We start from the raw sequence: 21,461 nt of genomic DNA, 5'->3' as shown, positions 1-21,461 counted from the left end.
CCCCGCCATTACGGCGGGGCCCTTGTCGTAGCGTGGTGACCAACCGCCGGTGGCGGCCGCCGACACCCTTACTTGCGCATGGTGCGCTCGAACATGCGGTTCATTTCTTCGCGGTTCTTTTGAGAAATCTGCAGAGCGCGCTCTGCCTGGCTCTGGGCCTGGTTGGCGGTATTCCGTGCTTCAGTGGCGATGCTGCGCGCTTCAGCGGCGTCCGCCTGGGCAGACTCGGCAGTGGTGCGAACTTCTTCCAGTGCGCCGGAAGATGCGCAACCCGCCAGAATCGCCAGAGAGGCAGCAGCAGCAGACAGCTTCAGAGTCGTCTTGAGAGTCATGGTGTTCTCCTTGGAACTTTCCTTGAACTACTTTGGATGCACCTGCCGAAGCAGGTTTCCCGCAATGCGGGACAACGGGAAGTACTAGACGATTTCTAACGCAAGTACTTCTTTAGCGCAACATTACGCCGAGCGACGAAGAAGTCAAACGCCGTTTTCCGACAACAGCGCCAGAGGCTCAATGGAACGCTTGTGATGCAGCGCAAAGCCTAGCGGATGACGACCCGCGTGCCAATGTCGATCATCGACGACAGTGTCTCGATCTGGGCATCGGTGACGGCGACACAGCCATCCGTCCAGTGAAAACGGCGATGAATGTCCGGGTCGGCCACACCGACGCCGTGAATCCCGATATAGCCGCCCAGGACCGTCGACTGGGGTGGCTGCCCATGGCGACGGTAGTAGGCAAAGTAGTCATCATATTGCTGCTCGCTGAACACGCCGGACTGCAGCGCCATCCGGGCATGCAGTGGCGTCGGATAGTCGAGACCGATAAAGGTGTGAAACTTGCTCTCGAAGTTGAAGCGGCTGACCCGGAACTCGCCCAGGGGCGTCTCGCGACTGCCGCGCAGGCGCTGGGGCTCGGCGCCGCCGCGTCCCAGAGAAATCGGCTCGAAACGTTCCAGCAGGGTATCGCCGCGATACAGGCTCAAACTGGCCTCCTGGTCATCCACCAGCACCCAGACTTCATTGCTGTAGCGCGGCGCAGCCGCCCGGGCCAGCAGCGCATCCATGGGTCCGCTGAAGGCGGCCACGGATTTCAGCAGGTCGCCGTGGGCGACGCCGCTGGTCAGCACAAGGGCGCACAAGCAGGAAAGCAGAAAACCGAAGCGTCGACGGGAAAACGATGTCATGGCAGCTGGCTCACCGGGGTTGGACAGCGGAATGGAGGGCTCACGCGCGGTCACCACTCCTCGTTGGTCAGGCGCAGGGCGCCGATTTCCTGCTTGGCGTCCTGCAGACAGTCAGCAAGTTCGCTGGCCAGGTCCTGGCCGCCGACGGCGATCATGCCCTGAGCGGCACCGGTGGAACGACGCGCCGCACCGTCGCTGGAATGCAACATATCGAGACACGCGATGAGACGATACAGCCAGCTGTCGGGGCGCTCGGCCAGGCTGCGCAGGCGTTCCAGCTCGGCAAGCGGGAGGTCACGCGACAGCAGCAGCGAACGCCAGTCCGCCCCTGGCGCCTGTTCGGTGAACTCGGTGAGCTCGCCGACCAGCGACTCCAGCGCCAGCTCGCACAAGGCCAGCGCGCCCTCCTCGGCCGCCATGCGTCGTGCCTGGGTATGCTCGTCATCCCCCGGCGCCCGGTCCAGCAAGAGTTCAGCCTGATACAGCAGTTGATTGGTACGTGCACGCGGGGTCACTTGCGCTTGTCCTCCACCTGCCAGCGGCCGTCCACGAAATTCGCCTTCCAGCCGGTCGCCTTGCCGTTCTCATCCGTCATCACGTACTGCTCCTTGGCCTTGCGCGAGAAGCGAATCTGCGCCGGTCGTCCCTCCGGATCGGCCGAGGGGGCGTCCAGCAGATAGCGATACTTGTCGGGCAACTCCTCGGCATGCGACTTCAGCTCGGCCACCAGCGGCGGGCGGGTCTCGCGATTCTTGGGGAACTTGCTGGCGGCCAGGAAGAGCCCGCTGGCCCCATCACGCAGGACATAATGATCCTCGACCTTCTGGCACGCCAGCTCCGGCATCGAAATCGGATCCATCTTGGGCGGGGCGACTTCGCCATTGCGCAGCAGCTTGCGGGTATTCTTGCAGCCGTCGTTGGTGCAGCCGAAATACTTGCCGAAACGACCAGACTTGAGCTGCATCTCGCTGCCGCACTTGTCGCACTCGATGGTCGGCCCTTCATAGCCCTTGATGCGGAAGCGCCCTTCCTCGATCTCGTGGCCGTCACAGTCCGGACTGTCGCCGCAGACATGCAGCTTGCGCTGTTCATCGATCAGATAACTGTCCATGGCCGTGCCGCATTTCGGGCAGCGGTGCTTGGCGCGCAAGGCATCCGTCTCGGCTTCCTCGCCGGCATCGGCGGCCACGGCTTCATCCCCCGGCAGCAGGTCCACGGTGGTCTTGCAGCGTTCCTTGGGCGGCAGGCTGTAGCCACTGCAGCTCAGGAAGACGCCGGTGGAAGCCGTGCGGATCTGCATCTCGCGCCCGCAGGTCGGACAGTCGATGCCCGTGGCGACAGGCTGGTTGGGACGCATGCCCGCATCGCTCTCGGCGACCCTGAGCTCGTCGCGAAACTCGGCATAGAAGGCATCGAGCAGTTCCCGCCAGCGACGCTCGCCCTCGGCCACTTCATCCAGACTGTCTTCCATGCGCGCCGTGAAGGAATAATCCATCAGGTCCGGGAAGGATTCCTTGAGACGCTCGGTGACGATATCGCCGAGCTTTTCGGCATAGAAGCGCCGGTTCTCGAGGCGCACATAGCCGCGATCCTGAATGGTCGAGATGATGGCGGCATAGGTCGACGGCCGGCCGATCCCCTTCTTCTCGAGTTCCTTGACCAGGCTCGCCTCGGTATAGCGGGCCGGCGGCTTGGTGAAGTGCTGCTGCGGATCCAGCGATTCCAGGCTCAGGGTCGTGCCCTCGCCCAGGTCGGGCAGCGACTGGTCCTCATCCTTGCGCCCCATGGGCTTCATGACCCGGGTGTAACCATCGAACTTGAGCACGCGCCCCTTGGCCCGCAGCTCGTAGCCCGAGGCTTCGACCGTCAGGGTGGTCGACAGATACTCGGCCGGCGTCATCTGGCAGGCGACGAACTGGCGCCAGATCAGTTCATAGAGGCGCTCGGCATCTCGCTCCATGCCCGCCAGATCGCTCGCCTGGCGCGTCACTTCGGAGGGCCGGATGGCCTCGTGGGCCTCCTGGGCGCCTTCCTTGCTGGTGTAACGGTTCGGCGACTCGGGCAGGTAAGGCTTGCCATAGGCGTCGAGGATGTAGTCCCGCGCGCCGTTCACCGCTTCCTGGGACAGATTGGTGGAATCCGTCCGCATGTAGGTGATGTAGCCGGCCTCATAGAGGCGCTGCGCCAGCGTCATGGTCTTCTTCACCGAAAAGCCCAGCCGGCCGCTGGCGGCCTGCTGCAGGGTCGAGGTGATGAAGGGCGCATTGGGCCTGGAGCGCGTCGGCTTGTCCTCCCGCCCGGTAATCGCCAGGCTGGCATCGCGCAAGGCGGCGATCCTGTCCAGCGTCTCGCTCTCGCTGGTCGGCCGGAAGGCCTCGCCGTTGTGCTTGACCAGCTCGAAACGCACCGCGTCACCGGACGCATCGGCGGGCGCAAGATCGGCGTGCACATCCCAGAATTCCTCGGGCACGAAGGCCCGGATCTCGCGTTCGCGTTCGACGATCAGGCGCATGGCCACCGACTGCACCCGCCCCGCCGAGAGGCCACGGGCAACCTTGGCCCAGAGCAGGGGCGACAGCATGAAACCCACCACACGGTCGAGAAAGCGCCGTGCCTGCTGGGCCTCGACCCGCGGCATGTTCAACTGCCCCGGGTCCTCGAAGGCTTCCTTGATGGCGTTCTGGGTGATCTCGTTGAACACCACACGCCGATAGCGCGAGGCGTCGCCGCCGATGGTCTCGCGCAGATGCCAGGCAATGGCCTCCCCTTCGCGGTCCAGGTCGGTAGCGAGATAGACGTGATCGGCCTTGTCGGCGAGCTTCTTGAGTTCGGCGACGACCTTTTCCTTGCCGGGCAGCACGACATAGTCGGCCTCCCAGCCATTGTCCGGATCGATGCCCATGCGACGAATGAGCTGATCGTGAGCCTTGCGACGGCGATGCTCGGCCTTTTCCTCGGCAGACATCTTGCGCGTCTCGGCGGCCTGCCGGGCGCGTTCCTTGGGATCGGAAGCTGCCTTGCCCGAGCCGCTGGTCGGCAGGTCACGGATGTGTCCCACGCTCGACTTCACGATGTAGTCGTTGCCGAGATATTTGTTGATCGTCTTCGCCTTGGCCGGCGACTCGACGATGACCAGTGACTTGCCCATAGTGCTCCACTATACGTTTGGCGCCAGTCCAGGCTCGCGCCGGTCGGATTCGGCCCGCCTCATCCTGCGACGGTGAAAAATGCGCTTACCCTACCCCAGCACTCGGCTTCATGCCAGTCGCAACTCAAGAACCTAGACTGTAACGGCCTCTTGCCACAAGTGAAGCTTTGTACGCCGGAAAGCGCAACGCCCCCGCCGAAAGCTCGACGGGGGCGTTGCAGGCCGCGCGAGAGGAAAGCGCGCGATCAGGGAAACACTGCTTAAATGCCTGCGCATGCAAATCGCTTCGCTATAGCCACCATCCTTGGCGGCTACCCTGCAGGCCCGTCTAAAGACGATTCAAATTCGCTCCTGGCGAATTTATGCGCGGTGCTCGAAAACTTGCCTAACCTGCTGTTATGTCTCGCTTTCTGCGCTCCGTGCGCCTTGCGTGACCCACAAGGATGTGGGAAATGCGATGGCCCGCCGGGAGCGGGCCTAGCCTTCACTATGCTCGTCGATTTATTCAGCGTTTCCTCAGGTCTCGCCGGCGGCGCTGGAGCGGCCACCTTCCACCCCCGGCCTGGCCGAGTGGAATAGGCTGCGCACACGCTCGAAACGCTCGGCGGCATGCGCGGAAAGATCGCCACTGGCGGCCAGCACATGCTCGATATGTTCGAGGTGAGCGTCGATCTGCTCGGCGCCCTGCCCGCTCAGCAGCGTGGGGATCGCTTCCAGTGCCGCCTGGCGATCATGCTCCAGGATGAAGAACTGCTCGCGCACCAGCTGCTTGAAATCGGCCAGGGTAGCGCTCGGCTCGAGCTCGGCACGGCTCGCCCGCAGACGCTTGAAATTGCGTTCGTCACTGGCCGGCGCCCCACCCAGCACATAGATCACCGAGCGCATCACGGCCTCGTGGCTGCCACCCTCGGCCAACTTGGCACGGGTGGTCGCGCGACGCTGCTCGATGAAGCGCCGATGTTCCGGCTCGGCGCCGGGGCGGTGGCGCGGAGCATGCGCATCGCCCTGCAGACCGACCATGGCCTGGAGCATCGGCTGACCGTAGAACATCAAGAAACTCTGCTCGATCAGGCCATCGCGATACTGGCGCCAGGCATCCAGCCCCTGCGACATGCCGCTGGACAGCACGCCCTCCAGGGCCCGGTAGACATTGTCCTGGTCGACCGGATGACGATCACGCCGCACGCGCTCGGCCATGACCGGAACGGCGCTCATCAGCGGATTGCGGTCCGAAAGCAGGCGATAGCCCAGGCGGTTGGGATGCATGCGCCGCATGAAGCGTGCCGACTCCGGCGAGGCCATGGCCTGCACCCAGGGCTGGCCGATGAGACGATACAGCCCCAGATTGATCTCCGAGAGGCGCGCCACGGTGGCGAAGCGCCGATCGTCCTCGGGGCGATGCTGGACCACCTCGTCCAGATCAGCGACTTCGCGACGCTGGAACTCGAGCAGGTAGTCGCGTTCGATCAGGTCGTCATCGGCATGCTTGTCGGCCGAGGTTACCTGGGTCTCGTAGAGCCCCGGCGGCAGGACATCGATGTAATCCATGTTGGCCGTGAACTCGGTATGCTCGCGACGCGAGACACTGCCGGAGACGAAAATCCCCAGATGGCCGGTGGTGTCGTGCACGCAGTAGACGATTGTCTGCTCGTTGGCAATGATGTCCTCGGTGTTCTCGTAGAGGTCGCGCACCCAGCCCAGCGCCTGGGGCGGTGGCGTGATGTCGTCGCCCTGCGAGCAGAACACCACCACCGGCGAGCGCAGGTTGCGCAGATCGATGCGCCGTCCGTCGGAGGAGACCAGTTGGGCGGTGGACAGCCGGTTGCCGATGAAGAGGTTATCCACGATGTACTGGATTTCGTCGGCTCCCAGGACCACATGGCCCCCCCACCAGCGCTCGAACTCCAGGTAACGCTCGGCCTCGGTGTCCACATTGGCGTAGAGCCGATACTGCTTGTCCCACCAGGTATTGGCCGGATTGAGACGTTCGAAATTCTGCACCAGCCAGGCGCCATCGAACAGCCCTGCCCCCATGTCGCCCAGCAGTGCGGTCATCCAGCTGCCGCCGGTCATGCCGCCGGTATAGCGCATCGGCGCGCCGCCGCGCTCACCGGCCCAGTAGGACAGGGGAGCACCGGCCACCAGGATCGGCCCGAAGAGGTCCGGCTCCAGGGCGGCCGCCATCATGATCTGCCAGCCGGCCTGGCAGTTGCCCACCACCATCGGCTTTTCCGAGACATCCGGATGACGCTCGATGACATGGCGCAGGAAGGCGATTTCGGCCTCGACCACATCCTCGACCTGCTGGCCCGGTACCGGGTAAGGCAGGAAACCGATGAAGTAGCACGGATGCCCGGCTCTCAGGGCCACCCCGACCTCGCTGTCGGGCTTGAAGCCGCCGATGCCCGGCCCGTGCCCGGCCCGCGGGTCCACCACCACGAAGGGCCGGCTCTGGTCGTCGATCTCGACTCCCTCGGGCGGCAGGATCCGCAGCAGTTCGTAATTGACGGGGCGCGGCAACTCACGGCCATCGACCAGCACCTCGGCCTCGAAGCCCAGAACATTGGGCTTGGTCTTCTCGATGTGCTCGAGATACTGATTGCCACGCTGACGCATGACATCCAGATAGAGGGTGCCGCGTTGCAGGGTATCGACCCAGTAGGCGCAGGCCGCGCGACCGAAGCCGAGAGGATCCAGCAGGGACATCGCCGGCGAGGACGAAGAGAGCATCATGGGATACATCGCAGGACTCCAGGGCGAAAGCCGGACCGCATCCGGCGGGCATCGATTTGCTGCAATGCAATATAGCGAATTCCGTGCCGCAAGGGAAATATCCGCCCCCTGCAGGCCGATGGCGAATATGATACTTTATGTCCAGAATCCAGGTACGCCATGCCCGACGCCAGCCGATATGCGGCAATCTCGTGGACACCCCGCGACCGCCTGGGCGTGACGCACAGCCGCCGAAGGGAGAGGCTTGCAGACCATGAGCGACGAGACCGTCAAGAAGATAGTCAGTGGTGACAAGTACCGGAACGAACACGGTGCCACCGCCATCAAGGACGGCATGAAACAACGCAACCGGCCGGAGGAGGACAACCCCTCCCTGGGGCGCAAACCCAAGTGGCTACGCGCCCAGATTCCCGGTGGCGAACGCTTCGATGCCGTGAAACGCAATGTCGACGAACACCGTCTGAGCACCGTCTGCGCCGAGTCTCACTGCCCCAACATGGGCGAGTGCTGGAGCAACGGCACGGCCACCATCATGCTCATGGGCTCGGTATGCACCCGCGCCTGCCGCTTCTGTGCCGTCGATACCGGCAACCCCCAGGGATGGCTGGACAGCGACGAACCCCAGAATACCGCCAAGTCCGTCGAACTGATGGGGCTGCGGTATGTCGTGCTGACCTCGGTGGACCGCGATGACCTGGAAGATGGCGGCGCCACCCACTACGCCGACTGCGTACGCGCCATCAAGGCGCGCACGCCGGAAGTCGCCGTGGAGGCCCTGACCCCGGACTTCGATGCCGAGCCCGCGGCGGTCGAGCGGGTGGTCGACTCCGGCCTCGAGGTGTTCGCCCAGAACGTCGAGACCGTCGAGCGCCTGACCAGTCGCGTGCGCGACCCGCGTGCCGGCTACCGCAAGACCCTCGACGTGCTGGCCCACGCCAAGCGTCATCGTCCCGGCGTCATCACCAAGACCAGTCTGATGCTCGGCCTCGGTGAAACCGAAGAAGAGATTCTCCAGACCTTCGATGACCTGCGCGAGATCGGCGTCGATATCGTCACCCTGGGGCAGTACCTGCGCCCGACCCGCAATCACCTGCCGGTGGAACGCTGGGTCACCCCGGAAGAATTCGAGCGCTACCGTCAGCTCGGCCTCGAGAAGGGCTTCATGGAAGTCCCCTCCGGCCCGCTGGTGCGCTCCAGCTACCGGGCCGACCGCGTCTTCGAGAACAACAACCTGGGCCTCGAGCTGGCCAGCCCGGGCACGGTTCCCGGTCAGGCCGAGGAAGCCGACCCCAACCTGATTCCCGCCCTCAACGTCGGCTGAGCGCCGCCTGCCGCGGTACCGCAACGCCGCTCCTGAAGGGCGGCGTTCGCTCTCCTGCTTGTGACGTCAGGGCTCAGGCCGAGACGGCCGGCGTCTCGACAAAGCACAGCTCACGTCCCAGCTCGTGGGCCAGGCACTCTGCCAACCGTGTCGCGGTGGTCGCCATGTCCGGCGGAGACGCCGCCAGGTCCGCCACCCGGGTCATCGCCATACCGGCATAGCCGCAGGGGTTGATGCGCTGGAAGGGTGACAGATCACCGTCGACATTGAGCGCCACGCCATGGAAACTGCCGCCGTGGCGAATGCGCAGGCCCAGGGAAGCAATCTTCGCTTCCCCGACATAAACGCCTGGCGCGTCCGGCCGGGCACGCGCCTCGATGCCCAGCTCGGCCAGCAGGGCAATCACCGCCCGTTCCAGGCAATTGACCAGCTCGCGCACGCCGATGCCTGCCCGGCGCACATCCAGCAGCGGATAGGCGACGACCTGACCGGGGCCATGATAGGTGACCTGCCCACCGCGATCCGTGGCCACGACCGGAATGTCACCGGGCATCAGCAGGTGTTCCGGCTTGCCGGCACGCCCCTGGGTGAACACCGGGTCGTGCTCGACCAGCCACAACTGATCCGGGGTCTCGGCATCACGCTGGTCGGTGAGCTCACGCATCGCCTGCCAGACGGGTTCATAGGGGCGCCGTCCCAGACGATGTACCTGAATGGGCTCCACGTCACACCACCATATGGACGAGGCCACTGGCCTTCAACTCATGAAACAGCGCCTTGAGCTGCTCCTCGCCGGTGGCCCGGATGGTGAAACGCACGGACTGGAAGCGGCCGTTGCGACTGTCGATAACCTCGATGCGCTGCGGATCGAAGGACGGGTCATGGCGTGACACGGTCGCGCGGACCATATCGACAAACCCTTCCACGGCATCGCCCACCACCTTGATCGGATAGTCGCAGGGGAAGGTGATTTTCGGTGGTTCGGCCTGTGTGGTCGTCTGGTTGGCTTGACGCAGATCGCGTCGGGTCTTGTCGTTCATCCCGCACCTGAGTGGAAGTATCTTCCCCCATTCTACGCCAGCGCCGCTTCACCACCAAGACTCCGGCAGGCGCCGATCATCGGCGCCTGCCGGAGTCCGCGAAGAAAGATGCGTCACACGCGGTCAACCGAACCAGCCACTCCACAGCTCGGAGAAGAAGCGCTGGACCTTGTCGATCATGCGCTTGAAGAAGCCTCCCTTCTGGACCTCCTCGAGCGCCAGCAGATCGCGCTCACCGACGACTTCATCACCCAGGCGCACCTCCATGCGGCCAACGACCTCCCCGGCACTGATCGGCGCCGTCAGTCCCTTGCGAATATCCAGCTTGGCAGTCAATTCCTGGTTGCGATTACGAGGGACCGTCATGAAGACATTCTCGTCGACGCCAATCTTCAGCTCATCCTTGTCGCCTTCCCAGACGCGTGTGGTGTTGAGGACAGCCCCCTTGTCATACAGCTTCAGGGTCTCGAAATAACGAAAGCCATAACTGAGCAGCTTCTGACTCTCCTGGACCCGCGCCTCGGGTGATGCCGTGCCCATGACCACCGAAATCAGGCGCATATCTTCGCGCTTGGACGAGGCCACCAGGCAATAGCCCGCCGCCTCGGTCCAGCCAGTCTTCAGCCCATCCACCGAGCTGGAACGCCACAGAAGGCGGTTGCGATTGGGCTGCTCGATGCCGCCATAGGTGAACTGCTTTTGGCTGTAGATCGCATAGTGCTTGGGGTAGTCATTGATGATGTGACGCGACAGCAACGCCAGGTCACGAGCCGATGAGTAATGGTTCTCGTGCGGCAAGCCCGTGGGGTTGACGAAGTGGGTATTCTCCATGCCCAGACGTGCGGCATGCTGGTTCATGATATCGGCGAACGGCTTGACACCTCCGGCCAGATACTCGGCCATGGCGACACTGGCATCATTGCCGGAGACAATGATGATGCCCCTCAGCAGTCGACTGACCGGTACTCGATCCCCGACCTCGATGAACATCTTCGAGCCCCCGGTGCGCCAGGCCTTCTCACTGATCGGTACCTGGTCGTCGGAAGAAATGTTCCCACGGTTGAGCTCGCGCTCGACCAGATAGGCCGTCATGAGCTTGGTCAGGCTGGCCGGCGGCAGACGCTCGTCAGGATTGTGCTGCGCCAGGATACGACCACTGCCGGCATCCATCAGGATCCAGGACTCTGCTGCCAGGCGCGGGGGCGAAGGAATCATGGTCTGCGGCTGCGGCTGCGCCTGGGGTTGCGGCTGAGGTTGCGGCTGAGGTTGCGGAGACGGCGATGTCTCCTGGGCCTGTACCGGCATGGCGATCAGCGACCAGCATGCCAGCAAGGCCGGCATCACACGACGGAACGAAAACGAGCACGTCACTTTCATGGAGGAAAATCTCTTCGGGTGCATCACTGGATGGACATTTGTGGGGGTGCCGATTACTCGGCATCATCGACGATAAAGGTATGGTCAAAGCCGGCGCGGCTTAACCGGCCACGCATGGCTCTCACCTGGTTGGCGTGTTGCAAGGGGCCGACCTGGACGCGATACAGATCCTCGGCGCCAGCGACCCGGACCGGCCGTGATAGGCGGCCTTCCAGGCGGGCCTTGAGCGCCTGGGCACTGCCGGCCGAGCTCAGGGCGGCCACTTGTAGATAGACCGGCTGTGCTCCCTGCGATGGCTCAGCAACAGCAGCGGAACTGGAGGCGCTCGATGTCGCAGCCGGCTTTGCGTCAGGCGCCCCACCACCGTGACGGGCCTGCCACACTGCGGGGTCGATGGCTTCGACTTTGACCCGCCCGGTACCTTCATCGACGATATCCAGTCGTGAGGCCGCAGCATAGGACAGGTCAATTACCCGCTTGCTATGGAAGGGGCCGCGGTCATTGACGCGCACGATCACCGAGCGCCCGTTATCGAGGTTGGTGACTCGCGCAAAGGTCGGTAACGGCAGGGTTCGATGCGCCGCGCTCATCTTGTACATGTCATAGATCTCACCATTCGCAGTGGCGTACCCATGAAATTTCTTGCCATACCAGGAAGCCGTTCCGATGCGCTCATAGCCGTTGGCATCCGACAGCACTCGATAGGTCTTGCCCCAGACTTCATAATGAGAGCTGTTACCGGCCCGGGACAAGGGTTCGGGGCGCGGCACGGCATCGGGCACCTGGCTAACGTCCGGCGGCTGTTGAGGGTAGGCATCGCTGGACATGGCATAGCGGCCCCCGGCGGTATCCTCGGCCGCTGTCTGGCTTGCCTGCCCCGCGGGCGGCGGCTGCTGTCCGCCATCACTGGCACAGCCTGCCAGCAGTAACCCGGCACAGACGACACTCCACCTCGACTTCATGGACGCTCCTCAGGCTCGAAGGCGGTCGCTTCGAACCAACCATCCGGCTCGCCACGCTTCTCGGCGATGGCCTCCGCCAGTTCGGTGACCGCCATGGCATACAGGTAACTGTGGTTATAGCGGGTAATCACATAGAAGTTGTCCAGGCCCAGGCGATAGTCGATGCTGCCATCGGCCTGTTCCAGGGCCAGCGGTATGACGCTGGTACCCTCCGCCACCGGCCCCTGGGGCTCGATACCTGCTGCCCGCAGATCCGCCACCGAGGCGTAAGGCTTTTGCGCCTGATTGAACTCGATCGAAGCGGGCACCTTGGCCGGGCCCCGGGCATCCTGATAGATCGCTCCTCCAGCCAGCCAGCGGTGCTCGGCAAAGTAGTTGCCGATACTGCCGATGGCGTCGACCGGATCCGTCCACAGGTTGCGTGCGCCATCGTCGTTGAAATCCACGGCATAGGCGCGATAACTGGTGGGGATGAACTGTGGGTAGCCCATGGCACCAGCATAGGAACCTTCGAGTGCCCCCGGCTCTACCCCTTGCTCATAGGCAATCTCCAGAAAAGCCGCCAGCTCGCCACGGAAGAAGCTTCCGCGGGACTCATGGTGAAAGGCCAGGGTCGAGAGCGAATCCAGAACCCGGTGATCACCCTTCACCTTGCCATAACGCGTTTCGACGCCCAGTACGGCTGCCACGACCTCAACCGGCACCCCGTACTCGCGCTGCACGCGCTCGAAGGCGTCCTGATGCGACTCAATGAAGCGCACACCGTTAGCGATGCGCTCGGCATCGAGGAAGATATCCCGATATTCGTGCCACACCATGTGGTATTCGGCGGCGCCGGACATGGCATCCAGCACCCCCTGACGATATTCGGCCTGCTGCATGGCGTCTTCCAGCCAGGCTCGGTCAACGCCTCGGGCACTGACCTCGTCGACCAGCGCCTTGACATCGCCCTGGCGCGGTTCGAAATCGGCGGCCGAAGCCGTGGCGCAGGACACCACCAGACAGCCTCCGGCCAACCAGGCCCATTTCAAGCGTCGCGACATCCCGGTCATCCTGTTGTCTCCCTAGAATTCTTGACCGGCCTGCTGTCTAGCGTGGCAGCAGACGGCGGTGAGAATGAATCGCCATGAGAATACCGAAACCGGCCAGCAAGGTCACGCTGGAGGTTCCACCGAAACTGACCAGCGGCAGCGGGACGCCTACCACCGGCAGGATACCGCTGACCATACCGATGTTGACAAAGACATAGATGAAAAAGGTCAGAATGATGCTACCGGCCAGCAGGCGACCGAATGTCTCCTGGGCAGTACTCGCCAGCCAAAGCCCGCGACAGACGATCAGCAGATACAACAGCAGGAACACCAGCATGCCCACCAGACCAAACTCTTCACCCAGCACAGCGACAATGAAATCCGTATGGCGTTCCGGCAAAAACTCAAGCTGCGACTGGGTGCCCTGCAGCCAGCCCTTGCCCCAGAGCCCGCCACTGCCGAGTGCGGTAGTTGACTGAATGATATTCCAGCCCGCTCCCAGGGGATCGCTTTGCGGGTTGAGCAGCGTCAGCACCCGCTGACGTTGATAGTCATGCATGTTCATCCACAACAATGGCAAGGCAGCCGCCATCATCAGCGTCAGGGCGCAGATGATGCGCCACGACAAGCCCGCCAGCAGAATCACGAACACCGCCGAGGTTGCCACCAGCAGGGAGGTGCCAAGGTCCGGCTGGCCCGCAATCAGCATCACCGGCACGCCCACCAGGGCGACGCAGACCACCAGCTCGCGCAACCGGGGCGGCAATGGATGACGACACAACCAGGCCGAAACGACCAGCGGCATGGCCAGTTTCATCATTTCGGAGGGCTGAAAGCGAATCACGCCGGGAATGACCAGCCAGCGCTGGGCGCCCATGCCCATGTCACCCATCACCTCGACGGCGACCAGCATCAACACCCCGACCAGATAGGCCGGCAAGGCCCAGCGATACAGAGTCGCCGGGGAAAATTGCGCCACCACCACCATGACCACCAGGGCCACGCCAAAACGCCAGGCTTGACCAATGACCAGGTCGAGACTCTGGCCTCCGGCACTGTAAAGCACCCCCAGGCCGGCCAGCATCAAGACCAGCAACAATCCGAGCAACCACGGATCCAGGTGGATACGTTCCCAGATGCTGCGACGCCGCGACATGCCACTGAGCGGCGAACGCATGGCGTCACGTCCTCCCATGGGCAGGTCGACCCTGCTCATTGCGCATCTCCTTGCTCTGACGAGGGCGACTCGGTTGCTGCACCGGCCGCTTCTCGCGGCTTGCCGGCATTGCGCTCGAGCAACCAGAAATCGGTCATCGAGCGGGCCAGCCCCGCCGCATGACTACTGCCACCACCGGCATTCTCGACAATCACCGACACCGCGATCTGCGGGTCCTCTACCGGCGCGAAGGCCGTGAACAGGGCATGATCGCGCAGCCGCTCCTTGAGCTCCTCAGCGTTGTATTCTTCATTCTTGCCCAACGAAAACACCTGCGCCGTGCCCGACTTGCCTGCCATGCGATACTCGAGACCGACGCCGGAACGCCGCGCCGTGCCCTCGTTGCCGGACATCACGGCTTCCATGCCGGAAATGATCACCTCCCACCAACGGTCATGGGTCAGTTCAATATCCGCTGGTGTGTCCGGCAGATCCACGGGCACCGGCTCATCACCGACTTCGGCTGCGAGTCTGGGCTGAACCCAGTCACCGCGATTGGCCAGCACCGCCGTAGCCGTCGCCAACTGCAGCGGAGAGATCTGCAGATAGCCCTGTCCGATGCCGACCGACAGGGTCTCGCCGGGATACCAGGGTTCGCCGAAGCGCTCCCGCTTCCATTCGCGTGACGGCAGCAATGCCGCGCTCTGACCATAGACATCATAGGCAGTACGCTGCCCAAAACCGAAACGCGCCAGGTTGTCGTGAATACGGTCGATGCCCAGATCATGCGCCAGGGAATAGAAGTAGGTGTTGTTGGAAACCTCCAGGGCACGCTCCAGGTCCACACGCCCATGCCCCCAGCGCAACCAGTTGCGATAGCGCCGATCATCGTTGGGCAGCTGGTAATACCCCGGATCATAGATGGTCTCGCTGGGCGTGATCACTCCCTCACGCAAGCCGGCAAACGCCATGAAAGGCTTGATGGTCGAACCGGCCGGGTAATTGCCACGAGTGGCTCGATTGAACAAGGGCAGGTTCGGATCCTCGCGGAGGGCCTGGTAGGAAGCCACATCGATACCGGTAACGAACTGATTGCTGTCGAAACCGGGTACCGAGGCCATGGCCAGAATGCCGCCTGTCTGAGGGGCGATGGCCACAATGGCACCACGACGGCCATCGAGCAGTTCGACGGCATGCTTCTGCAAGGGCTTGTCCAGAGTCAGCGTCAGATCCTTGCCGGGCTTTGGGTCGGTATGATCGAGCTCGCGCAAGGCCCGCCCAAGGGCATTGGTTTCCACCTTGCGCAAGCCGGCCTCGCCGTGCAACTGCTTTTCATACTGCCGTTCGACGCCGGTCTTGCCGATGAAGTGGGTAGCGGCGTAATTGCCACTATCCAGACTCTTGAGCTCCTCGCTATTGATTCGACCGACATAACCCAGCACATGCGACATCAACTTGGCGTCCGGGTAGTAGCGCAGCAGCTGCGCCTCGACCTCGACGCCCGGCAGGCGGTGACGGTTGACCGCCAGCCGGGCAATCTGCTCCTCGGTCAGATCACTCATCAACAGTGCCGGCTGAAAGGGCCGTTGTCGCTGGCGGGAGCGTTCGCGAAAAGCTTCGATTTTATCCTCGGGCAGCTCCAGAATATCGACCAGCAACGACAGGGTATCGTCCAGATCATCGACCCGTTCGCGTACCAGCGTCAGATTGTAGGTAGGACGATTTTCCGCCAGGAGCTTGCCATTGCGGTCATAGATCAAGCCTCGGGTCGGCGGGATCGGTTCGACACGCACCCGGTTCTTCTCGGACCGCGTACTGTACATCTCATGCTGAACCACCTGCAGATAGAAAAGTCGCCCTCCCAGCAGGCCGGTCAACAACAGCACCACCACCAGCGCCATCAACGCTCGTATACGAAAGACCCGCAGCTCGTGTTGGGGATTCTTCAGGGTGTCGCGTTGCTGACGCATGCTGGGAGGGGCCCTCGGAACGTGCGGTGTCGCTCAACGGTGATACGGATGGCCGACCATCAGGGTCCAGGCACGGTACAACTGCTCGGCCAGCAGAATGCGCACCAGCGGATGCGGCAGGGTCAATGGCGAGAGTGACCAGCGTTGATCGGCCCCGGCCGACAGCGAGGCCTCGAGCCCGTCCGGGCCGCCAACCAGCAGCACCAGATCCCGGCCGGCGAACCGCCATTGATCGGCCTGCTCGGCGAGCTGTTCGGTACTCCAGGCCTTGCCGCCCACCTCGAGGGCAACGATGTGCTCATTGCCCTTGAGGCGTGCCCGAATCCGCTCCGACTCCTGGGCCATGGCACGGCGCGTGTCGGCGTTCTTGCCACGCGCACCGGGAGCAATTTCCTCGATTTCCAGGGTAAAGTCTCGCGGCAGGCGCTTGCGGTACTCCTCGACACCCTGGGTCACCCAGTCGGGCATGCGGGTCCCCACCGCCAGCAGACGCACCTTCATGAAGTACCGTTCGCCTCTTCCTCGCGCCGCGGCAGGCCGTCGGTGGGCAGGTCAGCCCAGAGTCGTTCGAGATCATAGAGGGCGCGAGTGTCGGGCATCATCAGGTGCACCACGACATCGCCAAGGTCCACCAGGACCCATTCCGCGCCGCTTTCACCTTCAACACCCAGAGGCGGCACGCCCTCGTCCTTGGCCGTCTTGATCAGGTTGTCAGCGAGAGCCGCCAGATGGCGGTTGGAGGTACCACTGGCCACCACCATCAGCTCGGTCACGCTGGTCATCCGAGACACATCGAGTTGCACGATGTCCCGGGCCTTGAGTTCCTCCAGTGCATCGATCACCAGAGTCTTGAGTGCGTCGCTGTGCATACCCTTCGCGTCTGCCCTCGTCAGCAGGAAATGTGATCGACCATTGTACCGGCTCGAGCAGCACATGGCAGTGCCCCGGGAGCCGCAAAGGCTGAATTTTCGCCGACTACCATGCCGCAGGCCGCCCGGCGCTCACGCCCTACCGGGGTCGCGAGCGCGATCGATACAGACCGTGCGCCAGCAGGTGCGACTCGACGGCTTCGGGCAGCAGGTAGCGCACACTCTCGCCCTCGGCCAGGCGGCGCCGGATCTCGGTGGCCGAAATGGCCATGCGCGACGGCAGAGTCAGACGCAACAGATGCCCGTGCGGCGACGCCATCAGGTCGGCCACCCCATCGACCTCACGGCCGGACAGGAGTTCAGCCAGAGCCTGCGGCGAGGGCGCCTCATGATCCGGGCGGTCGATGACCACCAGGTTGGCCAGTTCGAACAGGCGGTAGGGATCGCGCCATTCAGGCAGGCGCATGAAGGCATCATGGCCGAGCACCATGATCAGGCGCGCCGCCTCACCGTATGCATCGCGCAGCTCGGCCAGAGTGTCGGCCGTGTAGGAGGGCCCGCTACGACCGAACTCGCGGGCATCGGCCACCAGCCCTGGAGTGTCGCCAATGCCCAGACGCAGCAGCGCCAGGCGCTCCTCCGGTGCGATCTGGGGCGAGTCGCGCAGCGGCGAACGTGCCGCAGGCACCATGTGCAGGTGGTCCAGGCCCAGCGCTTCCTGCAGCTCGACCGCGCTGCGCAGATGACCGAGATGCACCGGATCGAAGGTGCCTCCCAGCATGGCAATGCGGCGGGGTCGGCTTGCCTCAGCCACGAATCTGGCCATCCCCGAACACTACATACTTGCGTGTGGTCAGTCCCTCGAGGCCCACCGGCCCGCGAACATGCAGGCGGTCGGTGGAAATGCCGATTTCGGCACCCAGCCCGTATTCGAAACCATCGGCGAACCGCGTCGAGGCATTGACGATCACCGAGCTGGAATCCACTTCGGCCATGAAGCGCCGGGCCAGACCATAATGCTCGGTGACGATGGCATCGGTATGACGCGAACTGTAGCGTTCGATGTGCGCCAGCGCGGACTCGACCCCATCGACCACGCGAATCGCCAGCACCGGGGCCAGATACTCGGCCGCCCAGTCGGCCTCGCTGGCCGGCAGCGCCTGCGACAATGTCCGGCAGGTGCGTTCACAGCCACGCAACTCGACGCCATGTTCGGCATAGGCCGCTGCCAAACGGGGCAAGAGGGCGTCGGCCACAGCGGCGTCGACCAGCAGTGTCTCCATGGTATTGCAGGTGCCATAGCGCTGCGTCTTGGCATTGACGGCAATGGCCAGCGCCTTGTCGGCATCGGCCGTGGCATCGATATAGACGTGACAGACCCCGTCGAGGTGCTTGATCACCGGCACGCTGGCTTCCCGGGAGATACGCTCGATCAACGACTTGCCACCCCGCGGGATGATCACGTCGACGTATTCTGGCATGCCAATGAGACGCCCGACCGCCTCGCGGTCGGTGGTGGCCACGACCTGCACGGCCGCCCGAGGTAGACCGGCCTCCTCGAGGCCGCGAGCGATGCATTCGGCCAGAGCGGCGTTGGACTCCCTGGCCTCGGAGCCGCCGCGCAGAATGCACGCATTGCCGGACTTCAGGCACAGACTCGCGGCTTCCAGGGTGACATTGGGACGCGATTCATAGATGATGCCGATCACGCCGAGCGGCACCCGCATCTGCCCCACCTGGATGCCGCTGGGCCGGGAGCGCAGGCCATCGACCTCCCCCACCGGATCCGGCAGCGCGGCCACCTGGCCGAGCCCTTCGATCATGGCGTCGAGGCGTGCATCATCCAGCGCCAGCCGATCGAGCAGGGCGGCGTCCAGACCATGGCGGCGGCCCGCTTCCAGATCACGGGCATTGGCGTCCAGCACCTCGGCGCGAGAGGCCTCGAGATGAAGGGCCATGGCGTTGAGCGCGGCATCCTTGGCCGCCGTGTCGATGCGCCGCATGGCGGTCGCCGCCTCGCGCGCGGCCAGGCCGAGACGCTCCATGTAGGCCTCGATATCCGCGATGTCGGTCGCCCGGTCCGTATCGCTGGCAGAATGTGTGACGTTCGCAGTCATGCCGTAACGTATCTCCTGAAAATGGATCGCCGCCGTCGCGGTCGCCTTCGCGTGGACCGCGGAACTCCCCATACTAAGTCACCATGCTCAGCATGTACAAAGCCGGTCCGACGCAACAAGCCTTCGCCATGGCAACTTCACCCGCAAGGTGAAGGCCTCTTGAGTCAGTGGCCGCCTTTCGGTTATATCGCTCTATCCACCGGCCCGACGCACAGCGTCGGCCCTTTGACGCCTGGAGTGCGCCTTGAGCCTTACCGATGCCTTTTATCAGCTTTCGCCATCACCGACCTTGCTGCTGGCCATCATGGCGATCATTGCCTTGATCGAGTCCTTGGCGCTGGTCGGCCTGGTGGTCCCCGGCGTGGTACTGATCACGGCCGCCGCCTCGATGGCCGGGCATCAGGAACTGAGTCTGGCCATCGTCATGCTCGCAGCCTTCTGCGGTGCCGTGGCCGGTGACGGCTTGAGCTTCTGGCTGGGCTATCGGCACCGGCGCCGGGTGCCCGGCTGGTGGCCCTTCTCGCGTCACCCGGAGTGGCTGTCGCGCGGCGCGAAATTCTTCCAGCGCTACGGTGCCTATTCCGTGGTGCTGGGACGCTTCGTCGGCCCCGTACGCCCGATCATCCCCCTGATCGCCGGCATGCTGCACATGTCGCCACGCCGATTTGTGTGGGCCAACCTGATATCCGCGGCACTCTGGGCGCCAGTCTATGTGTTGCCGGGCTACCTGCTCGGTCACGCCTGGCAACGGTTGCCGGGGCTGCCCGAAGCACTCGAGCCCTGGCTGGCCGTGCTCGGCAGCGCCGTGGTGGCATTGGCACTGGTATTTTCCTGGCTGCGCCATCAGACCTACCGCGACGGCCACGTGTATCGTGGCCTGGTGCGCCTGGCCCGCCACACATCCGTCGGCCGCCTGATATGGCGCGTGCTGGTAATGCAGCGCAACAGCGAGCCGCCCCTGGCCAGCTGGCTGTTATTGCTGGCCTCACTGGCCGCGCTCTGCGCCTGGACGCTGATCGTGCTGCAGCACAATGGCCCCATGCCGATGGACCGACAGTTGCATGCGCTGCTGGACAGCCTGTCCATGCCGGCACTACGCGAGTTGGGATACCTGCTGGCCGAGGTCGGCGACCTCTTCGGCATCATCGCCCTGGTACTGCCCTGGGCCGGCTGGTGGATATGGCACAAACGCTGGGATGTCCTCGGCCATTTCGGCGGCGGCCTGCTGGCCATCGCTGGCCTCAATGTGCTCGGCAAGGCCTTGATCGGCCGGGCCAGACCCACCACCCCGGACCATCTCAGCGGCTCCATGGCCTACCCCAGCGCCCACACTTCGACCTCGGTGGTGCTGCTGGGCATGGCGGCCGCCTTCCTGGCCCGCGAGCTGCCTCCCCGGTACCGCTTCTGGGCCTACTGGGCCGCCATCGCCCTCGCCGTGCCCATGGCCCTCTCCCGCCTGCTCATCGGCGTGCACTGGCTAAGCGACCTGATCGGCGGCGCCCTGCTCGGCCTGGTCGTCTGCGCCCTGGTTCAACTGTCCTGGCAACGCCGCCAACGTCCCCGACTGGCCCCCGGCCCCTGGCCGCTGATCGCCACCGCCTCGCTCGCCCTGCTCACCGCCCGGCTCATCTGGCTGGGGCCGGCGTAAGAGTGAAGAGTGAAGAGTGAAGAGTGAAGAGTGAAGAGTGAAGAGTGAAGAGTGAAGAGTGAAGAGTGAAGAGTGCCAGGCTAGCCCCAGGGTTGGGAGCGTCAAGGTTTGTCTTCCCTCTTCAAGGCGCGCAGCGCCGTTCTTCCCTCTTGATTCTTTGAAGGTGCGTAGCGCCGATCTGCCCTCTTCATTCTCGAAGCGGCTGGAGACGCATTTTTCAGCCTACCGCCAGCCACAGGCCGACGCCGACCATCAGGGTGCCGGCGATGCGGTTGAGCAGGCGGACGTTGCGGCTCTTGCCTAGCAGGTGCCGCAGGGTCTGGCCGCCGGTGGCGTAGGTCAACAGGGCCAGGAACTCGATGCTCAGGATGAGCGTCACCAGCAGCGCCAATTGGCCAGTCAGAGGGCGCGAGGCGTCGAGGAAAGGCGGCAGCAGGGCCACGAAGAAGGCCCAGCCCTTGGGGTTGGCGACGGCGGTGACGAAGCCCTGCACGGCGAGCTCGCGACGCCCCGCCCGGTTCCCGGCATCGACCTGGTCGGGAACCGCCATGCGTCCCCGGGATCGCCACATCATCACCCCCAGATACACCAGATAGGCGCCGCCCAGCCACTTGAACACCGCGAACAGGGCCGGCTGCTGGAGCATCAGGGCGGCCACGCCGGCCCCGGCCGAGGCGGCCACCAGGCCGACCCCCAGCAGCTCGCCCACCATCATCCACAGCGTATGCTTCACGCCCTGGGTCATGCCCAGCACCATGGCCAGCGTCATGCACATGCCGGGCGTCAGCGAAACCAGCAGGAAGGTCGGCACGAAGACCGAGAGCAGGGAAGGATTGAGCATCGTCTGTTTCTCTAGTGGCGAACCGATATCCGACGTATCTTGACCGGGATCTGTGTCGGGCA

At 64.0% G+C, this 21,461-nt stretch carries 19 protein-coding genes; 2 read left to right on the top strand and 17 right to left on the bottom strand.

Features of this window, described 5'->3' with window-relative positions; genetic code table 11:
* Positions 1-68: 68 nt before the first annotated feature.
* The 5 genes from HHA01_RS04195 to HHA01_RS04175 all read right to left on the bottom strand — a co-directional run bounded on the left by HHA01_RS04195 (position 69) and on the right by HHA01_RS04175 (position 7,067).
* Positions 69-332 (bottom strand): Lpp/OprI family alanine-zipper lipoprotein, encoded by a 264-nt coding sequence (locus HHA01_RS04195; RefSeq protein ID WP_141318040.1) that lies wholly within the window; start codon positions 330-332, stop codon positions 69-71.
* A gap of 209 nt (positions 333-541) precedes the next feature.
* Positions 542-1,066, bottom strand: a complete 525-nt coding sequence (locus tag HHA01_RS04190; protein ID WP_373862934.1) for a L,D-transpeptidase family protein — start codon at positions 1,064-1,066, stop codon at positions 542-544.
* Positions 1,067-1,236: 170 nt separating this feature from the next.
* Entirely contained in the window at positions 1,237-1,701 is a 465-nt protein-coding gene (locus tag HHA01_RS04185; RefSeq protein ID WP_141318036.1) for a DUF6586 family protein, read from the bottom strand.
* Positions 1,698-4,334 (bottom strand): type I DNA topoisomerase, encoded by a 2,637-nt coding sequence (gene topA, locus HHA01_RS04180; protein ID WP_141318034.1) that lies wholly within the window; start codon positions 4,332-4,334, stop codon positions 1,698-1,700. Before topA ends, HHA01_RS04185 begins: the two co-directional genes overlap by 4 nt.
* A gap of 516 nt (positions 4,335-4,850) precedes the next feature.
* On the bottom strand, positions 4,851-7,067 hold the full coding sequence (locus HHA01_RS04175) for a DUF3141 domain-containing protein (protein ID WP_373862932.1): 2,217 nt from the start codon (positions 7,065-7,067) through the stop codon (positions 4,851-4,853).
* Between the two features lie 253 nt (positions 7,068-7,320).
* On the opposite strand from HHA01_RS04175, the gene lipA reads away from it, so the two are divergent.
* A complete protein-coding gene (lipA, locus tag HHA01_RS04170; RefSeq protein WP_141318030.1) occupies positions 7,321-8,388 on the top strand; it encodes a lipoyl synthase in 1,068 nt (355 codons plus the stop codon).
* A 73-nt stretch (positions 8,389-8,461) separates the two neighbouring features.
* Here the strand turns inward: lipA and lipB are convergent, their stop codons facing one another.
* From lipB to HHA01_RS04115, 11 genes are all read right to left on the bottom strand, one after another.
* Complete coding sequence (lipB, locus tag HHA01_RS04165) at positions 8,462-9,112, bottom strand: lipoyl(octanoyl) transferase LipB (RefSeq protein ID WP_141318028.1); 651 nt, start codon at positions 9,110-9,112, stop codon at positions 8,462-8,464.
* Position 9,113: 1 nt separating this feature from the next.
* The gene (locus HHA01_RS04160) at positions 9,114-9,428 is read right to left on the bottom strand and encodes a YbeD family protein (RefSeq protein ID WP_141318026.1); all 315 of its coding nucleotides are present in this window, start codon (positions 9,426-9,428) and stop codon (positions 9,114-9,116) included.
* Between the two features lie 123 nt (positions 9,429-9,551).
* Entirely contained in the window at positions 9,552-10,805 is a 1,254-nt protein-coding gene (locus HHA01_RS04155; protein ID WP_373862931.1) for a D-alanyl-D-alanine carboxypeptidase family protein, read from the bottom strand.
* Between the two features lie 53 nt (positions 10,806-10,858).
* Positions 10,859-11,767, bottom strand: a complete 909-nt coding sequence (locus tag HHA01_RS04150; protein WP_141318024.1) for a septal ring lytic transglycosylase RlpA family protein — start codon at positions 11,765-11,767, stop codon at positions 10,859-10,861.
* Positions 11,764-12,819 carry a lytic murein transglycosylase B gene (mltB, locus tag HHA01_RS04145; protein WP_141318022.1) on the bottom strand — a complete coding sequence of 352 codons (1,056 nt, stop codon included), beginning with the start codon at positions 12,817-12,819 and terminating at the stop codon, positions 11,764-11,766. Before mltB ends, HHA01_RS04150 begins: the two co-directional genes overlap by 4 nt.
* A gap of 37 nt (positions 12,820-12,856) precedes the next feature.
* The gene (rodA, locus tag HHA01_RS04140) at positions 12,857-14,014 is read right to left on the bottom strand and encodes a rod shape-determining protein RodA (RefSeq protein WP_141318020.1); all 1,158 of its coding nucleotides are present in this window, start codon (positions 14,012-14,014) and stop codon (positions 12,857-12,859) included.
* Positions 14,011-15,924 carry a penicillin-binding protein 2 gene (gene mrdA, locus HHA01_RS04135; RefSeq protein WP_141318018.1) on the bottom strand — a complete coding sequence of 638 codons (1,914 nt, stop codon included), beginning with the start codon at positions 15,922-15,924 and terminating at the stop codon, positions 14,011-14,013. Before mrdA ends, rodA begins: the two co-directional genes overlap by 4 nt.
* 33 nt (positions 15,925-15,957) lie before the next feature.
* Positions 15,958-16,425 carry a 23S rRNA (pseudouridine(1915)-N(3))-methyltransferase RlmH gene (rlmH, locus tag HHA01_RS04130; protein ID WP_141318016.1) on the bottom strand — a complete coding sequence of 156 codons (468 nt, stop codon included), beginning with the start codon at positions 16,423-16,425 and terminating at the stop codon, positions 15,958-15,960.
* Positions 16,422-16,793 (bottom strand): ribosome silencing factor, encoded by a 372-nt coding sequence (rsfS, locus tag HHA01_RS04125; protein ID WP_141318014.1) that lies wholly within the window; start codon positions 16,791-16,793, stop codon positions 16,422-16,424. Before rsfS ends, rlmH begins: the two co-directional genes overlap by 4 nt.
* 139 nt (positions 16,794-16,932) lie before the next feature.
* Positions 16,933-17,619: a nicotinate-nucleotide adenylyltransferase gene (gene nadD, locus HHA01_RS04120; protein WP_141318012.1), complete on the bottom strand. Its 687-nt coding sequence runs from the start codon at positions 17,617-17,619 to the stop codon at positions 16,933-16,935.
* The gene (locus tag HHA01_RS04115; protein ID WP_141318010.1) at positions 17,600-18,910 is read right to left on the bottom strand and encodes a glutamate-5-semialdehyde dehydrogenase; all 1,311 of its coding nucleotides are present in this window, start codon (positions 18,908-18,910) and stop codon (positions 17,600-17,602) included. The genes nadD and HHA01_RS04115 overlap by 20 nt, the downstream gene beginning before the upstream one ends.
* A gap of 244 nt (positions 18,911-19,154) precedes the next feature.
* On the opposite strand from HHA01_RS04115, the gene HHA01_RS04110 reads away from it, so the two are divergent.
* Positions 19,155-20,558 carry a bifunctional DedA family/phosphatase PAP2 family protein gene (locus tag HHA01_RS04110; protein WP_141318008.1) on the top strand — a complete coding sequence of 468 codons (1,404 nt, stop codon included), beginning with the start codon at positions 19,155-19,157 and terminating at the stop codon, positions 20,556-20,558.
* Between the two features lie 217 nt (positions 20,559-20,775).
* Here the strand turns inward: HHA01_RS04110 and HHA01_RS04105 are convergent, their stop codons facing one another.
* Positions 20,776-21,399 carry a LysE family translocator gene (locus HHA01_RS04105; RefSeq protein WP_141318006.1) on the bottom strand — a complete coding sequence of 208 codons (624 nt, stop codon included), beginning with the start codon at positions 21,397-21,399 and terminating at the stop codon, positions 20,776-20,778.
* Positions 21,400-21,461 lie beyond the last annotated feature (62 nt).

The sequence above is a fragment of the Halomonas halmophila genome, from assembly GCF_006540005.1.
Lineage (GTDB): Bacteria > Pseudomonadota > Gammaproteobacteria > Pseudomonadales > Halomonadaceae > Halomonas > Halomonas halmophila.
The sequence above is the reverse complement of the archived record's forward strand: the minus strand, read 5'-3'. Positions and strand labels throughout refer to the sequence as shown.